Source organism: Primorskyibacter marinus, from assembly GCF_003313245.1.
In the GTDB taxonomy this organism is placed as follows: Bacteria; Pseudomonadota; Alphaproteobacteria; order Rhodobacterales; family Rhodobacteraceae; genus Primorskyibacter; species Primorskyibacter marinus.
The window spans coordinates 593,805-609,682 of record NZ_QJSD01000001.1 but is presented as its reverse complement, the minus strand read 5'-3'; the positions used below and the strand labels follow the sequence as shown (position 1 = coordinate 609,682).

The 15,878-nt window shown below is 60.4% G+C and carries 13 protein-coding genes; 12 read left to right on the top strand and 1 reads right to left on the bottom strand.

The window, feature by feature from the left end; genetic code table 11:
• Nucleotides 1-183: 183 nt before the first annotated feature.
• The 8 genes from DMZ65_RS02895 (at nucleotide 184) to DMZ65_RS02860 (ending at nucleotide 10,869) form a co-directional block, all read left to right on the top strand.
• Nucleotides 184-600, top strand: a complete 417-nt coding sequence (locus DMZ65_RS02895; RefSeq protein WP_116597361.1) for a universal stress protein — start codon at nucleotides 184-186, stop codon at nucleotides 598-600.
• Between the two features lie 56 nt (nucleotides 601-656).
• Nucleotides 657-2,297, top strand: a complete 1,641-nt coding sequence (locus tag DMZ65_RS02890; protein WP_116597360.1) for a BCCT family transporter — start codon at nucleotides 657-659, stop codon at nucleotides 2,295-2,297.
• A gap of 379 nt (nucleotides 2,298-2,676) precedes the next feature.
• Nucleotides 2,677-4,098, top strand: a complete 1,422-nt coding sequence (locus DMZ65_RS02885) for a cryptochrome/photolyase family protein (RefSeq protein ID WP_232824860.1) — start codon at nucleotides 2,677-2,679, stop codon at nucleotides 4,096-4,098.
• An 80-nt stretch (nucleotides 4,099-4,178) separates the two neighbouring features.
• Nucleotides 4,179-5,387: an SAM-dependent methyltransferase gene (locus DMZ65_RS02880; protein ID WP_116597591.1), complete on the top strand. Its 1,209-nt coding sequence runs from the start codon at nucleotides 4,179-4,181 to the stop codon at nucleotides 5,385-5,387.
• A gap of 75 nt (nucleotides 5,388-5,462) precedes the next feature.
• Nucleotides 5,463-6,590: an NUDIX domain-containing protein gene (locus DMZ65_RS02875; RefSeq protein WP_116597358.1), complete on the top strand. Its 1,128-nt coding sequence runs from the start codon at nucleotides 5,463-5,465 to the stop codon at nucleotides 6,588-6,590.
• A gap of 78 nt (nucleotides 6,591-6,668) precedes the next feature.
• Nucleotides 6,669-7,703 carry a cysteine synthase A gene (locus DMZ65_RS02870; RefSeq protein ID WP_116597357.1) on the top strand — a complete coding sequence of 345 codons (1,035 nt, stop codon included), beginning with the start codon at nucleotides 6,669-6,671 and terminating at the stop codon, nucleotides 7,701-7,703.
• Entirely contained in the window at nucleotides 7,703-10,156 is a 2,454-nt protein-coding gene (locus DMZ65_RS02865) for a DUF3772 domain-containing protein (protein ID WP_116597356.1), read from the top strand. The genes DMZ65_RS02870 and DMZ65_RS02865 overlap by 1 nt, the downstream gene beginning before the upstream one ends.
• Nucleotides 10,153-10,869, top strand: a complete 717-nt coding sequence (locus DMZ65_RS02860) for an alanyl-tRNA editing protein (protein WP_116597355.1) — start codon at nucleotides 10,153-10,155, stop codon at nucleotides 10,867-10,869. Before DMZ65_RS02865 ends, DMZ65_RS02860 begins: the two co-directional genes overlap by 4 nt.
• Nucleotides 10,870-10,948: 79 nt before the next feature.
• Here the strand turns inward: DMZ65_RS02860 and uxuA are convergent, their stop codons facing one another.
• Nucleotides 10,949-12,163 (bottom strand): mannonate dehydratase, encoded by a 1,215-nt coding sequence (uxuA, locus tag DMZ65_RS02855; RefSeq protein ID WP_116597354.1) that lies wholly within the window; start codon nucleotides 12,161-12,163, stop codon nucleotides 10,949-10,951.
• Nucleotides 12,164-12,267: 104 nt separating this feature from the next.
• Here uxuA and DMZ65_RS02850 point away from each other — a divergent pair, with 104 nt between their 5' ends.
• The 4 genes from DMZ65_RS02850 (at nucleotide 12,268) to DMZ65_RS02835 (ending at nucleotide 15,842) form a co-directional block, all read left to right on the top strand.
• Nucleotides 12,268-12,999, top strand: a complete 732-nt coding sequence (locus DMZ65_RS02850) for a GntR family transcriptional regulator (RefSeq protein WP_116597353.1) — start codon at nucleotides 12,268-12,270, stop codon at nucleotides 12,997-12,999.
• 11 nt (nucleotides 13,000-13,010) lie between these two features.
• Entirely contained in the window at nucleotides 13,011-13,982 is a 972-nt protein-coding gene (locus DMZ65_RS02845; RefSeq protein WP_116597352.1) for a TRAP transporter substrate-binding protein, read from the top strand.
• A gap of 75 nt (nucleotides 13,983-14,057) precedes the next feature.
• Nucleotides 14,058-14,561 (top strand): TRAP transporter small permease, encoded by a 504-nt coding sequence (locus DMZ65_RS02840; protein WP_116597590.1) that lies wholly within the window; start codon nucleotides 14,058-14,060, stop codon nucleotides 14,559-14,561.
• Between the two features lie 3 nt (nucleotides 14,562-14,564).
• On the top strand, nucleotides 14,565-15,842 hold the full coding sequence (locus DMZ65_RS02835; protein ID WP_116597351.1) for a TRAP transporter large permease: 1,278 nt from the start codon (nucleotides 14,565-14,567) through the stop codon (nucleotides 15,840-15,842).
• Nucleotides 15,843-15,878: the final 36 nt, after the last annotated feature.

Genomic DNA, 15,878 nt, shown 5'->3' with positions numbered 1-15,878 from the left:
GCCGCCAAGTGTCGCTTGGCGAGTGTCAAATGCCGCTCTTAAGGGCAGCTCGAGACGGTTCCGCTCTAAGCTGATCCGCAGGTGGACGTGTCGGCGCAGACGCCGCAGCACCCCTGGAAGCCAAATGAGATGTGCAAACAAAAGGGCTGCCGCCCTTCGACAGCACGCGACAGGAGGAAAGAGATGTTCAACACAATTATGATCCCTGTGGATCTGGCGCATCAGGACAGGCTGAGCAAAGCGCTGCAATGTGCCGCTGACCTGGCCCGCCATTACAAGGCCAAGGTGATCTATGTGGGTGTCGCCGCTGCGACGCCCAGCTCGATCGCCCATTCGCCAGAGGAATTCAAAAAGAAGATGGCTGAATTTGCCGCCTCGCAGGCCGAAACGCACGGGATCGCCGCCGAGGCACATGCCATGATCAGCCATGACCCGGCGACCGATCTGGATCCGACATTGCTGAAAGCGGTGAAAGAGACCGGTGCCGATCTGGTGGTCATGGCCAGCCATATCCCGAACCTGACTGACTATATCTGGCCGTCAAATGGCGGGACCATTGCCGGACATGCCGATGCCTCTGTCATGGTGGTACGCGACTAATTCGCGAGCGGGCGTAATTGCCTGTGTAATGATGTAACGTAACAGGGGGTCAAAAAATGACCGACGATTCTGCAAATCAGGGCATACCGGAGCCGGAAGGCGAGGTGGCTTTGATTGAGACCGATTATGAAATCGGGCAAGATAATGTTGACGGTTCGGTTGGGCCGTTCGGCTTTGATATTCACAACCCGGTTTTCATGATTTCCGGCCTGAGCATCGTGCTTTTCGTGTTTTACACGCTCGCATTGCCTGAGCAGGCCGGCGCGGTCTTCAGTTGGCTGTTCACCACGGTAACGACCGGTTTCGACTGGTTTTTCATTGGTGCCGCCAACATATTCGTGCTGTTCTGCTTCTTGTTGATTGTGACGCCATATGGGCGTGTTCGGTTGGGGGGCGCGGACGCGACGCCGGATTACAGCTATATCGGCTGGTTCGCGATGTTGTTCGCCGCTGGCATGGGCATCGGCCTGATGTTCTACGGCGTCTCAGAGCCGATGAGCCATTTCAGCAGCTCCTTCGGTGGAGTTGCGATGGGCGAAGACGGGGTGCGCACGGATTGGGCACCACTTGGAGGTGCTGAAGGTGACCAGGTTGAGGCCGTGCGTCTGGGCATGGCCGCAACGATCTTTCACTGGGGGCTGCACCCTTGGGCGATCTATGCGGTGGTGGCGCTCAGCCTCGCGCTGTTCTCCTATAACAAGGGTCTGCCGCTGACGATCCGCTCGGCGTTCTACCCGATCCTGGGCGAACGTGTCTGGGGCTGGTGGGGCCATGTGATCGACACTCTGGCGGTTTTCGCCACGCTGTTCGGTCTGGCGACCTCGCTGGGCTTTGGCGCGACGCAGGCAAATGCCGGTTTGAACGAGCTGTTCGGCGTGCCCACCGGATCCACGACCGAAGTCATTCTGATCTCGGCGATCACCGCAGTGGCGCTGATTTCGGTGCTGCGCGGTCTGGATGGCGGTGTGAAGGTTCTGTCGGAAATCAACATGGGACTGGCGTTTGCCTTGTTGATCTTCGTGCTGCTGGTCGGTCCGACGCTTCTGTTGCTGACAGGATTCGGCGATTACCTGTGGGCCTATGTGCAATATCTGCCTCAACTGGCGAACCCGCTGGGCCGTGAGGATGTCAACTTTACCCAAGGCTGGACCGCGTTCTACTGGGCGTGGTGGATCAGCTGGTCACCCTTCGTCGGCATGTTCATCGCCCGCGTCAGCCGTGGCCGGACCGTGCGCGAATTCGTCATCTGCGTGCTGCTGATCCCAAGCCTTGTCTGTGTGTTGTGGATGAGCGTTTTCGGCGGCATTGCGATCGATCAGGTGGTCTCGGACGGGTATACCGTGGCCCAAGAGGCCGCGCTGGAACTGAAGCTGTTCAAAATGCTGGATCAACTGCCATTGGTGCAGATCACATCGTTGATCGGCATCGTGCTGGTGATTGTGTTCTTCGTGACGTCGTCGGATTCCGGCTCGCTGGTGATTGATACGATCACGGCAGGCGGCAAGGTTGACGCGCCTGTGCCCCAGCGCGTTTTCTGGTGTGTCTTCGAAGGTGCCGTTGCCATTGTGCTGCTGCTCAGCGCCGGTGGGTTGCAATCGCTTCAATCCATGGTGATCTCGACCGGGCTGCCGTTCACGATTGTCCTGCTGACGATGTGCTGGGCGATCTGGAAAGGCTTGAGCACCGAAGCGCACTGACGTTGGGGGTGGTTTCGCATAACGCGACCACCCCAAAGAACAGAGCAAGGGCGCGTTGTTTCGGCACCGCGCCCTTGTTGATTATGCGGCCTCGAAAGCGGGTGTTATGTGTGTCAGGCGCTTGACGTAAAGGCAGGAATGTCCTCGACCAGCCTTGCGCCATCCAGTCCGGACCAGAAGCCGTGGTCATTTGTGGCTTGGCCCGCCGAAAAGCCCCGCTATCTTTCGATAAAATACTGGGCCATTTGCGGCGATCTGACCTTGATGCAAACGTCTTGTCTGCCGGGAACTTGCTGAACCCGACCAATGGAAAGCTATGATCATTGATCCGGGTGGCAACGCGCTCCGTATTGCTGTGACACGGAAAAAGGACAGACCGTTGAGCAATACTTCCCCGATATTGATATGGTTCCGCCGCGATCTTAGGCTGTCGGATCATCCGGCATTGGCCGCCGCGTGTAAAACCGGACGTCCTGTCATCCCGGTCTTCATTCTGGATGATCTTGCCGAAGGGCTGGGTGCCGCCCCGAAATGGCGGCTGGGGCTGGGGCTTCACAGCCTGTCAGACGCGCTTGCCGACAAGGGCAGCCGATTGACCCTGCGGCGCGGTGCGGCGCTGGCTACCTTGCGCGATCTGATCGACCAGACCGGCGCGGGTGCGGTCTATTGGACGCGCGCCTATGATCCGGACAGCATGGCGCGGGATACAGAGATAAAGCAGGTACTGAAAGACGAAGGCATTCAGGCGCAAAGCTTTGGTGGACATCTGATGTTCGAGCCGTGGACGGTCGAGACCGGGCAGGGCGGATATTACAAGGTCTACACGCCGTTCTGGAATGCGGTGAAGGACCGCGACGTTGACACCCCGCTTCCGACACCGGGCAAAATCCAGCCGCCGGAGGCATGGCCCAAAAGCGACAATCTGGACGATTGGCACATGGGTCAGGCCATGCAGCGCGGCGCAGAAATCGTGCGTCCCTATGTGCGCTTGGGGGAAAGTGCCGCGCAATCCCGGCTGGGGGCGTTCATGGCGCATCGGGTTGCCGATTACGTCGATGATCGCAACCGCCCCGATATTGATGGCACCTCTGGCCTGTCCGAGAACCTTGCCCTTGGCGAGATCAGCCCGCATCAGTGCTGGCATGCGGGTATTCGTGCGCGCGAAGAGGGCAAGCGCGGGGCCGAGACCTTTCTGAAAGAGCTGGTCTGGCGCGAGTTTGCCTATCATCTGATGTATCACACGCCGCGTATCCTGTCGGGCAACTGGCGCGAGGATTGGAACGCCTTCCCGTGGAACGAGGATGAACGCCGCGCGGAAGTGCAGGCCTGGAAACACGCTCGCACGGGCATTCGGTTTGTCGATGCGGGCCTGCGCGAGATGTATGTCAGGGGGCGCATGCATAACCGTGCGCGCATGGTTGTGGCCAGCTATCTGACCAAGCACCTGATGTGCCACTGGAAGATCGGGATGCGCTGGTTCGAGGATTGCCTGATCGACTGGGATCCGGCCAGCAACGCGATGGGATGGCAATGGTCGGCAGGCTCGGGTCCGGATGCCACGCCCTATTTTCGGGTCTTCAACCCGGTCACGCAGTTGAAAAAATTCGACCCTGACGGCGTTTACGCTAAATCATGGATCGCAGAGGATCGGCAGACCCCGACCGACACCGCGCTAAGCTACTTTGACGCCGTGCCGCGAAGCTGGGGGATCTCGGCGCAGGACAGCTATCCAGAGCCTATCGTTTCCGTGTCCGATGGGCGTCAAAAGGCGCTGCAAGCCTATGAAAAAAGGGATTTTTGATCCTCTGCTGCACGATCTTCTTGCCCAAACGCCATGCCTGCGCCAAGCTGTTTGCCATCAACAAGACCACCGGAACCGACATGATCCTGACGACAACCCAGAACCAGCCTGACCTGCCACGCTACTTCGCCCGCGTCTTTGATATTGCCCAGCGGATGAACCGGGGCCGCATCGACTTTGTGCTGCCGGATGGGCGCATCTTTCGGGCCGAAGGCCGCGCGCCCGGACCAGTGGCGCAGCTTGATATTCACAACTCCGATATATTCGCCCGGCTGATCCGCGACGGCGATCTGGGCTTTTCAGATGCCTATCTGGATGAATGGTGGAGCACGCCGGACCTGATGGCGTTCATGGATCTGATCCATGCCGATAATGACGTGATTTTCGATGGCTTCCCCGGCATGGGGCTGGTGCGCGCCTTCGAAAGGGCGCGGTTCTGGTTGCACTCCAACTCGCGCCGCCAGGCGAAGAAAAACATCGCCCATCACTACGATCTGGGCAATGAGTTCTACGGGCTTTGGCTGGACGAGACCATGACCTATTCATCGGCCCTGTTCGAGACCGGGCAGGAAAGTCTGGAAAAGGCGCAGATCGCGAAATATGCGCAGCTTGTGGACGAAATGGGCGCAAAACCCGGCGATCATGTGCTGGAGATCGGCTGCGGCTGGGGCGGGTTTGCCGAATATGCCGCCAAGGAACGTGGGCTTCGGGTGACGGGGCTGACCATCAGCCGCGAACAGTTCGACTATGCACAGGCGCGGATCGCCGCTGCCGGGCTGACGGATCTGGTGGATTTCAAGCTGCAAGACTACCGCGACGAGACCGGCACCTATGACGGCATCGCGTCGATCGAGATGTTTGAAGCGGTGGGCGAGAAATACTGGCCCGTGTATTTCGACACGCTGCGCGAGCGGTTGAAACCCGGCGCGCATGCGACGCTTCAGATCATCACGGTGCAGGACAAACGCTGGGAGGTTTACCGGCGCGGCGTGGATTTCATTCAGAAGCACATCTTTCCGGGCGGGATGTTGCCCAGCCCCGGTGCCTTGCGGGCCGAGGTCGAAAAGGCCGGATTGCGGATCGCCAGATCGGTCGAGTTTGGCGAAAGCTACAGCCAGACCCTGCGGCGCTGGCACGACACGTTCAACGATCGGTGGTCCGAGATTTCCGAACTGGGTTTTGACAAGCGCTTTCAAAGGATGTGGAATTTCTACCTGACCTCTTGTGCGGCGACCTTTCACAGCGGCAATTGCGACGTGACCCAAATTACCCTGATACGGCCCGCCTGATACCTGCGGTCGTGGTGTGCGTTTCCGTAACGTGCTATGCGGTCGGGAACGTAAAGATCCGCTGAAGGCAACCCTATGACATCGCTATTCTTTTATGGCAGCCTGCGCCATGTGCCCCTGCTGGAGATCGTGCTTGGCCGCGCCGCTGGCGGCATCGACATGCGGCCCGCAAGTCTTCCGGGCCATGCGGTTCGCAGTGTGACGGAAGGGCCGTTTCCCACGATCCGCGCCGAAAAGGGCGCGCAGGCAAAAGGCTTGTTGGTCCACGGACTGGATGCGCAGGACATCGCGCGACTGGATTTCTACGAGGCCGGGTTTGATTTTGATACGCGGATTCTGGCAGTCGACACGGCTGATGGGCCATGCGATGCCCAGATCTACTTCCCGGCGGGGGATCACTGGACGGCGGGCGATCCGTGGTCGCTGCAAGACTGGGTCGATCAATGGGGACAGCTTAGCTGTGATGCGGCCCGAGAGGTGATGGCGCGCTATGGCAAGGCGTCGCCGCAAGAGATCAGCGCGCTTTTCCCCTTCATCCGGTCGCGGGCCTGGGCGCGGAGGTTGGCCGCGCAACCCGCGCCGCAGACCCTGCGCGCGCGCATGACCCAACAGGATGCCGAGATTACCGCGGAACGCCCCGGCTTTGACGGGTTTTTCCGGATGCGGGCCTTCAGTCTGCGCCACCGGACATTCGCAGGCGGCTGGAGCGAGACCATGAACCGCGAGGCATTTGTGGCCTTCGATGCGGCTCTTGTGCTGCCCTACGATCCCGCAACCGACCGGGTGATGTTGATCGAACAGATGCGCTATGGTCCGCTGATGCGGGGCGATCCGGCACCATGGGTGCTGGAACCGGTGGCAGGGCTTGTCGATGCGGGCGAGACGCCAGAGGCCTGCGCACGGCGCGAGGCGGTCGAGGAAGCCGGGCTGACACTGGGCGAGATGCGCCCCATGCCGGCTGTCTACGCCTCTCCGGGGTATTCCAGCGAGTTCTTTCACTGCTTTCTTGGACTGTGCGATCTGTCGCCAAACGACGCCGGGCTGGGCGGTCTGGACACCGAGCACGAGGATATCCGCAGCCATGTCATAAGCTTCGAGGCCGCCATGGGGCTGCTCGATAGCGGAGAAGTGAACGCGGGCCCTTTGGCGATGATGCTGCTATGGTTGGCGCGTGAGCGGCCGAACTTGAGGTTGGGCGCGTAACCGGTGGGTTGATATCCCCCCCCGTTGCGCCCTACATCTGATGGCTGACAGAACAGACGATGACAAAGGAGGCGCCGCATGCGCATTGCAGGTGATCTGGCCGAAGCGATCGGCAACACGCCACTGATCCGGCTGCGCCGCGCCAGCGAGGCGACGGGCTGCGAGATCCTTGGCAAGGCAGAGTTCATGAACCCCGGCCAATCGGTCAAGGACCGTGCGGCGCTGTTCATCATCCGTGACGCGGTGGAAAAGGGCCTTCTGAAACCCGGTGGCACGATTGTCGAAGGCACAGCGGGCAATACCGGGATCGGCCTGGCGCTGGTTGGCGCGTCGATGGGATTCCGAACGATTATCGTCATCCCCGAGACGCAGAGCCAGGAAAAGAAGGATATGATCCGGCTGGCTGGGGCGGAGCTGGTGCAGGTGCCCGCAGCGCCGTATCGCAACCCCAATAACTACGTTCGCTATTCCGGCCGTCTGGCCGAAGAATTGGCGGCGACATCGGAAAAGGGCGTGATCTGGGCCAACCAGTTTGACAACACCGCCAACCGCCAAGCCCATATCGAAGGAACCGGCCCGGAGATCTGGGACCAGACCGGCGGCAAGGTTGACGGGTTCATCTGCGCGGTAGGCTCTGGTGGGACGCTGGCGGGCGTGGCAATGGCGCTGCAACCAAAGGGCGTGAAAATCGGCCTTGCCGATCCGATGGGTGCCACCCTGTTCAACTATTATACCACCGGCGAACATGCGGCCGAGGGTGGCTCGATCACCGAAGGCATCGGGCAGGGGCGGATCACCGCCAATCTCGAAGGGTTCACCCCGGATTTCAACTACCAGATCCCCGATGACGAGGCGCTTCCCGTCGTGTTCGACTTGCTTGAAGAAGAGGGCCTGTGCCTTGGTGGGTCGTCCGGTATCAACGTGGCGGGCGCGGTGCGTATGGCACGCGAAATGGGGCCGGGTCATACGATCGTCACGGTGTTGTGCGATTATGGCACACGTTATCAGTCGAAACTGTTCAACCCCGATTTCCTGAAGGACAAGGGCCTGCCCGTGCCCGGCTGGATGGATCGTGCCCCCGCATCCATTCCCGGCGTTTTCCAGGAGGTCTGATGCCCAACCCGTTGGCCTTTTTCAAAGCGGCCCTGCTGCCGCTGGTGCTGGTATTCATGCTGGCGGTTCAGGTATTTGCCCAGGACCCCGTTGATTACGACACCTGGTCGAAGCAGGCAACATCCGCCGAAACCGTGGTCGAGGCCGGCAATGCCACGGAGACAGAGCTTGAAGCCCTGCGCGCCGGTATTGCCAAGTGGCGAGAGCAGTTTCTTGCGGCCAGCAATGTCAGCACCCCGCGCATAGACACCCTTCAGGGGCAGATCGACGCGCTTGGCCCAAAACCCGAGGAGGGCACCGAGGAGCCGGCGGAACTGGCCGACAGGCGGTCCGCCCTGAACGAGCAGATGGAAGAGTTGCGCGCGCCCCTTCGCCGCGCCGAAGAGGCCTATAGCCGCGCCGACGCCATCATCGCGGAAATCGACACGATCATTCGTGAAAGACAGGCCGCGGCGTTGCTGGAACTGGGCCCATCCCCCATCAACCCGACGCTCTGGCCCGCCGCGATCGAGTCGCTGCTGGGCACGGTGAATGAGCTGATCGTCGAGGTCGAGGAAAACTGGGCGTCAGACGAAAAACGCAGCCAGGCGAAGGCGCAACTGCCTTTGGTGCTGTTTCTGCTCGCGCTGGGCCTGTTGCTGATGCTGCGTGGCCGGGTCTGGATTGGCGGTGCGGTGAAACGCCTGCGCAAATTGACCCGCAAAGGCACCGGCGTCTGGAGCTTTCTGGTCTCGCTTGGTCAGATCATCGTGCCGATGGTGGGCATCATTGCACTGACGCTGGCGATTTTTGCAACCGGGATGCTGGGTGAACACGGCGCGCTGCTGCTGTCGGCCGTTCCCGGCTGGGCGATGACGATCCTTGGCGTGTGGTGGCTGGGCGACCAGACGTTCTCGCGCATGGACGATGTCGGATCCCTGCCGCTTGATCGCTACCGTCGCACCGAGGCCCGCATCGATGTCGGCATTCTGGGCGTGTTGCTGGTGGCGCAAGATGTGATCGTCAAGGTCGCCGCCGCCGAGGAGTACAGCATCGCCACAATTGCGGTGCTGAAGCTACCGATCATCGTATTGACGGGCATCATGCTGTTCCGTCTGGGTCTCATTTTGCGCCAGGTCGGCGTCACCCAGGAACGTGACAATCCCGACACGACGGAGCCGGCGTTCCGGATTCGCATGGTCCGCCTTCTTGGCCAGGTCGCCATGGTGCTGGCCGTGATTGGCCCGGTCATGTCAGCGATTGGCTATGCCAATGCCGGTGAAGCGATGATTTTCCCGACGGTGAAAACATTTGTTCTGCTGGGTGTGCTGCTGATTTTGCAACGCTTTGTCTTTGATCTTTACGCGCTGATTACCGGGCGCGGCGACGAGGACGGCGACGGGCTACTGCCGGTTCTGGGGGCCTTTGTGCTGACGCTGGCATCCCTGCCGGTACTGGCGTTGATCTGGGGCGCGCGCGTCGCTGACCTGACAGAGCTTTGGGCGCGGTTTCGCGAGGGGTTCACCTTTGGCGATACCCGCATCGCGCCAACCGACTTCCTGACCTTTGCCATCGTTTTCGTCATCGGGTATGCCGCGACGCGGCTGTTGCAGGGCGGTTTGCGCGGATCGGTCCTGCCAAAGACCAAGCTGGATATCGGCGGGCAGAATGCCATCATCTCGGGGGTTGGCTATCTGGGGATTTTCCTGGCCGCGCTGATTGCGGTGACGGCCACGGGGCTGGATCTGTCTTCCCTGGCCATTGTTGCCGGTGCGCTGTCCGTCGGGATCGGTTTCGGCCTTCAGAACATCGTTTCGAACTTTGTGTCCGGCATCATCCTGCTGATCGAGAGGCCGATTTCCGAAGGCGACTGGATCGAGGTCGGCGGCACGCATGGCACGGTCCGCAGCATCTCTGTCCGGTCCACCCGGATCGAGACATTCGACCGCTATGACGTGATCATTCCCAACGCCGATTTCGTGTCTGGGCGGGTGTCGAACTATACGCGCGGAAATGCCTTGGGACGGATCATCGTTCCCGTGGGCGTGGCCTATGGGACAGATACCCGCAAGGTCGAAGAAGTTCTCTTGCGGATCGCCCGGTTCCATCCGTTGGTGATGCTGACCCCGGCACCTTATGTGCTGTTCAAGGGTTTCGGTTCCGATTCAATGGATTTCGAGATCCGCGCGATTCTCTCGGATGTCAACGAAATTATGGGCGTGCAAACAGAGATGAACCACCAGATCGTCGAGGCTTTTGCGAAGGAGGGTTTCGAAATTCCATTCGCACAGCGCGACGTTTGGCTGCGCAACCCCGAAACGCTGATGCAGGGCAAGGGCGCGCCGCAATCCGACGCAGAGCACGTCCGTGACGACGACAACAAGGACCAGTCGGACCCTGTTCATAATCCGATCCCACGCGAACCCGATCAGGCGTCAAGCGACGGCGACGGAGACGGAGGCGGCGACACATGACTGAAGCGCTTTATCTGACAGAGCCTTATCGGCGGGATGCACCCGGTATCGTGACCGGCCACACACCCGAGGGCGGCCTTATCGTGCATAACCCGCTGTTCTATCCGACCGGCGGCGGGCAGCCGGGCGACAGCGGTGCGCTGGTCTGGGGCAGGTCCGAGATCCCGATTGCCACGGCGGTCAAGGCTGAGGGTGGCGGCAGTGTTCTGGTCGCGGCGGAGCCGGTCATGCTGCCGCCCGTTGGGTCACATGTCATGCAGCGGCTCGACTGGGAACGCCGTCACCGCCACATGCGCATGCACACGGCATTGCATCTTTTGTCGGTTGTCATCCCTCTGCCTGTGACCGGTGGCCAGGTCAGTGCAGATCGCGGGCGTCTGGATTTCAACATGCCAGAAGCACCAGAGGATCGCGATGCCCTTGAAAACGCGCTTAACGCGCTTGTGGAGCGTGATTTGCGCGTCACCGAAGATTGGATCACCGAGGAAGAGTTGGATGCCAATCCCGGTCTGGTCAAAACCATGTCGGTGCAGCCACCGCGCGGTGCGGGCGTCATCCGCCTTGTTCGCATTGGCGAGGGTAGCGACCAGATTGACCTGCAACCCTGCGGCGGTACGCATGTCGCCCGGACCGGAGAAATCGGTCATATCCGCTTGGGCAAGATCGAAAACAAGGGCCGCCAGAATCGCCGCGTCAACCTGCACCTGCGCTAGGTGATCCGGCGTTCAACGCTTGAAAAAGGCGAAGGGGGTGGTGCCCTTCGCCAGAGCCAGCCCAGTCAGGCGCAGCGTGTCATGTCTCTGCCGTGATGCGTGGCGAAAGCGCCGCGATTATTCCGCGCAATTCGGCAAGGCCCTTCAAGCGTCCGATAGAAGGATAGCCCGGCTGCGCACTGCGCCCCAGATCATCCAGAATATCCTGCCCATGATCCGGTCGGAACGGAAGCGACCAGTCGGCACGGCCAGCAGCCTTTCGGCGCGCCTCTTCACGCAAGACAGCCTCTACCAGCGCGACCATATCGGTATCGCCGCCCAGATGCTCGGCCTCGTAGAACGACCCGAAAATGTCGTCCGACTCACGCTTGACGTTGCGCAGATGCAGAAAATGCACCCGGTCGCCAAGCCGTTCCATCATGCCCGGCAGGTCATTGTCTGGCCGCGCGCCAAGGGAACCGGAACACAAGGTGATGCCGTTGGCGGGCGTGTCGACCGCATCCATCACCGCCTTGTAGTCGGCCTCTGTCGACATGATGCGCGGCAGACCCAGAAGAGGCACGGGCGGATCGTCCGGATGGCAGCACATCCGCAGGCCCAGCTTCTCGGCCGTGGGCACGACCTCTTCGAGGAAGGTCACAAGATGCGCGCGCAACTGATCCGCGCCGATCGCGGCATATTCGGCCAGATGCCTGCGCACATCCTCCAGCGAAAAATTCTCGGCCGCGCCGGGAAGGCCGAACACAAGGTTGCGCAGCAATTGCGAACGATGGGCGTCGTCCATCTCGGCAAAGCGTTTGCCGGCGGCGTCCTTGAGCGCCTCGTCATAGCCTTCGGACGCGCCGGGACGTTCGAGGATATGCAGATCAAAGGCGGCAAAGTCGGTCAGGTCGAACCGCATGCAAGTGGCACCGTTGGGCAGGTGCCAGGCAAGATCCGTGCGAGTCCAATCCAGTATCGGCATGAAATTGTAACAGATCACCTCGATCCCGGCATCGGCAAGATTGCCAAGACTTTCGCGGTAATTGGCAATATGCGTGCGCCAGTTGCCGGTCTGCTTCTTGATATCCTCGCTGACCGGCAGGCTTTCGACCACATCCCATGCCAGACCCGAGGGGCGTCCGTCTTTCATCTGCGCGATCACGCGTTGACGTTCGGCAATCTCTTCCTTGGACCACACATCCCCCGTCGGGACGTGGTGCAGGGCGGTGACAATACCGGTCGCGCCCGCCTGTGCGACGTCATCTATGGATACGAGGTCTCGTGGTCCGAACCAGCGCCAGGTTTGTTTCATTGCATCCTCCCGAGTCGTGCGTTGATTGAGTGATAACAGACCCTGCGTTTCATGCCTAGTATGGAAGTATGGAAGTATGTTATTCAATGCGTGGAGGTAGAATCATGACGGCATCTGTCACAGGTATAGGGGCGTTGGACCCGACCCTGCCAATCACGCCACAGATCTACCGTATCCTGCGCGACCGTATCATTCGCAATGATCTGACCCCGGGAAACCGAATTTCCGAATCCGAAATTGCCGCACTTCATCAGGTCAGTCGCCAACCGGTCCGCGAGGCCTTTATCAAGCTGGCAGAGCAGGGGCTTCTGGCCGTGCGTCCACAGCGCGGCACGATCGTCAACAAGATCGCCTATTCGGCCGTTCTGGACGCGCGATTTCTGCGCGAAGCGATAGAGGCCGATATTGTCAGCATACTGGCGCAGTCGCCGGATGCGGGCCTGGTGTCGGATCTGCGCAAACAGCTTGATGAACAGCGCGCCTTGGACCCGAAAGATTCAAGCGATTTCATCCATTTGGATGAACGCTTTCATTTCACGCTCGCCGCTGCCGCGGGCAAGGGCGGGGCGTGGAAGCAAGTAGAGGGGCTGAAATCACAGATGGACCGTGTGCGGTATCTTTCCTTGTCGCAATTCCCCGTGGCCAAGCTGATCGGTCAGCACGAAGCCATCGTCGACTGCATCGTGGACGGTGACCGAAGCGGTGCCAATGCGGCGATCCGCACCCACTTGCGCGAGGTTCTTTTCGACCTTACCCAGATTGTTGCCGCGCATCCGGAGTTTTTCGACCTGCCGGCGGGGGAACTTCCCCAACCGGTCAATGCACCTATCCTATGAGGAGTGGATACATGACGTTCAATTGGAAACTTCCAGCCGTTGCCGTAACCGTGGCGGCCTTGCTGACAGCGCCTGCCTTTGCGCAGGACATCACGCTGAAGCTGGGCCACCTGGCCAATGAAGATAACCCCTGGCACATGGCGTCGGTCAAGTTCGGGGAAGAATTGTCTGCCCTGACAGACGGGCGCATTGCCGTAGAGGTTTTCCCGAATGAAAGCCTGGGCAAGGAAATCGACCTGATCAACGGCATGCAGCTTGGCACGGTCGACATGACCATCACAGGCGAATCCCTGCAAAACTGGGCACCGATGGCAGCCCTGCTTGCGGTTCCCTATGCCTACAAGTCGCTGGAGCATATGGATGAAGTCGCCAGTGGCGAGATTGGCGACCAAATCAAGGCGCAGATCATCGAGAAGGTCCAGATCCGCCCGATCACGCATTTCGCGCGTGGGCCGCGCAATCTGACCTCCAACCGGCCGATCACTTCGCCGGATGATCTGAACGGCCTGAAAATGCGCGTGCCGAACGTGCCGCTGTTCATCGACGTCTGGAAGGCGCTTGGCGCGAACCCCGGCCCGATGGCGTTCTCCGAAGTGTTCACCTCGCTTCAGAACGGCACCATCGAGGCGCAGGAGAACCCGCTGGCACTGATCCGGTCGGCCAGCTTTAACGAAGTGCAGAGCCACGTCAACATGACAGAGCATGTCCGTTCGTGGATTTACCTGACCATCGCGGAAAGCACTTGGGCGAGCCTGTCCGAAGAAGATCAAGGCGCCGTGATGGAGGCCGCCTCGCGCGCGCAAGCCTATGAGCGGGAACTGTTCAACGAAAGCATCGCCGCCGACCGTGCCTATCTTGAGGAAAACGGCATGACATTCGTAGAGGTTGACGGTGCCGCCTTCCAGGCAAAAGCGAAGGATGCGGTGCTGGCCAATGTCAGCGACGAGATCAAGCCGATCGTCGAAGGCCTGTTCGCTGAATAAGCGACAGGTTACATCCAGATCAAGCGGCGTCGCCCCGGACGGGCGGCGCTGTCCTTTCAGTCCAGGGGGCTCATGGTGAAACGCGCAGAAAGACTGATCGACGTCCTTGTGCAGCTTGCCCGGATCGGGGCGGGAATTTCCTTCTCGGTGCTGATCGGCGCGGTGCTGATACAGGTGGTGGGGCGGTTCATCGGCAGTTCTCCGGTCTGGACCGAGGAACTGACGCGTTACGCGCTGCTGTTCTCGGTGGCATTTGGTGCGGGGCTTTCTTTTCGCACCGGTGATCTGGTGAATGTCGATGTCATCTGCGAGTCGCTGCCGGGTCGCGTACCTTGGTTGCTGCGCCTCTTCGCGGGCATCGTGACCGCTGGGCTGGCGATCTACCTTCTACCGCATGCCTGGAAATACGTCTCCATCGGAAAGATGCAGACCGCCCCGGCGCTGGGGATCAAAATGCACTACGTCCATTTCACGGTCTGGCTGATGCTGGCGCTGCTGGCCCTGTTTGCAAGCCTGCGCGTCGTCGGAATGCTGACCGGCACCGAAGATGGCAAACCCCGCAAGCCCGAAGAGGACTGAGCAATGGATGTCACGGTTTTGTTTCTGGTCTTCGTCGGCGGCCTTGTCACCGGCGTTCCGGTCGCGATCACGCTTGGTATCTCGTCGCTGGCCTATCTGCTGCTGGCCGGTATCCCGCCCGTCGTCATGCCGCAAAAGATGTATGCGGGCATGGATGTCTTTGTGCTGCTGTCCATTCCGGGCTTCATCCTTGCGGGCAACCTGATGAATCAGGGTGGCATAACAGAGCGCATCATCCGTTTTGCCAATTCGCTGGTTGGCTGGATCAGGGGCGGGCTGGGCCTGACAAATATCGCGGCGTCTATGCTGTTTGGCGGGATCACTGGAACGGCTGTGGCCGATGCGGCCTCTATCGGTGGCGTGATGATTCCGGGGATGAAGAAAGCGGGCTATCCCGCTGATTTTGCTGCCGCAGTCACCGCAGCCTCATCTACTGTCGGGCCGATCATTCCGCCCTCTGTCCCGATGATCATCGTTGGCGCATTGTCTGGCATCTCGGTCGGCAAGATGTTCCTTGCGGGTGCGGTGCCGGGCATTCTGATGGGGCTGGCGATGATGGTGACATGCTTTGTGATCTCGGCGCGCCGGGATTTCCCGCGCCAGCCGTGGCAGGGTGCCGGCGAGGTCGTCCGGTCTTTCGGCGGGGCATTCTGGGCGCTGGCAATGACCTTCCTGATCATCTACGGGCTGCTGTCGGGCCTTGCCACACCGACGGAAACCGCTGTCGTTGCCTCGGTCTATGCGTTCATGGTCGGGGCCTTCATCTACCGCGAACTGAAAGTGTCCAAGCTGCCGGGCATTGTGGTGGACAGTGCGGTTTCGGCCGCGGGTATCCTTGCGCTGGTCGGATTTGCCAATGTGTTCGGCTGGATTCTGGTGTCGGAACATATCCCGCAGGCAATTGCCGAAGGCGTCCTGTCTCTGACAGGCAACAAATTCATGGTGATCCTGATCATCAACCTGTTGCTGTTGTTCGTCGGCATGTTCATGGAAACGATTGCCGCGCTGATCATCCTGTTCGTGCCGCTTCTGTCGCTGGCGCAGGCCGTGGGTATCGACCCGTTGCACTTTGCCACCTTTGCAGTGTTGAACCTGATGATCGGTCTGACAACGCCGCCTGTGGGCGTTTGTCTGTTCGTCTGCGCGGGCATCGCGCGCCTGCCTCTGGCACCGGTTGTGGTGGCGATCCTGCCATTCCTTGCGACCAACATTCTGGTGCTGCTGGCTGTCAGCTACATTCCAGCCTTGGCCACCTGGTTGCCTTCGGTCCTGATCCCCTGATCGGACGAAACTTGCCGCGCGGCCCGAGGGGCGCGC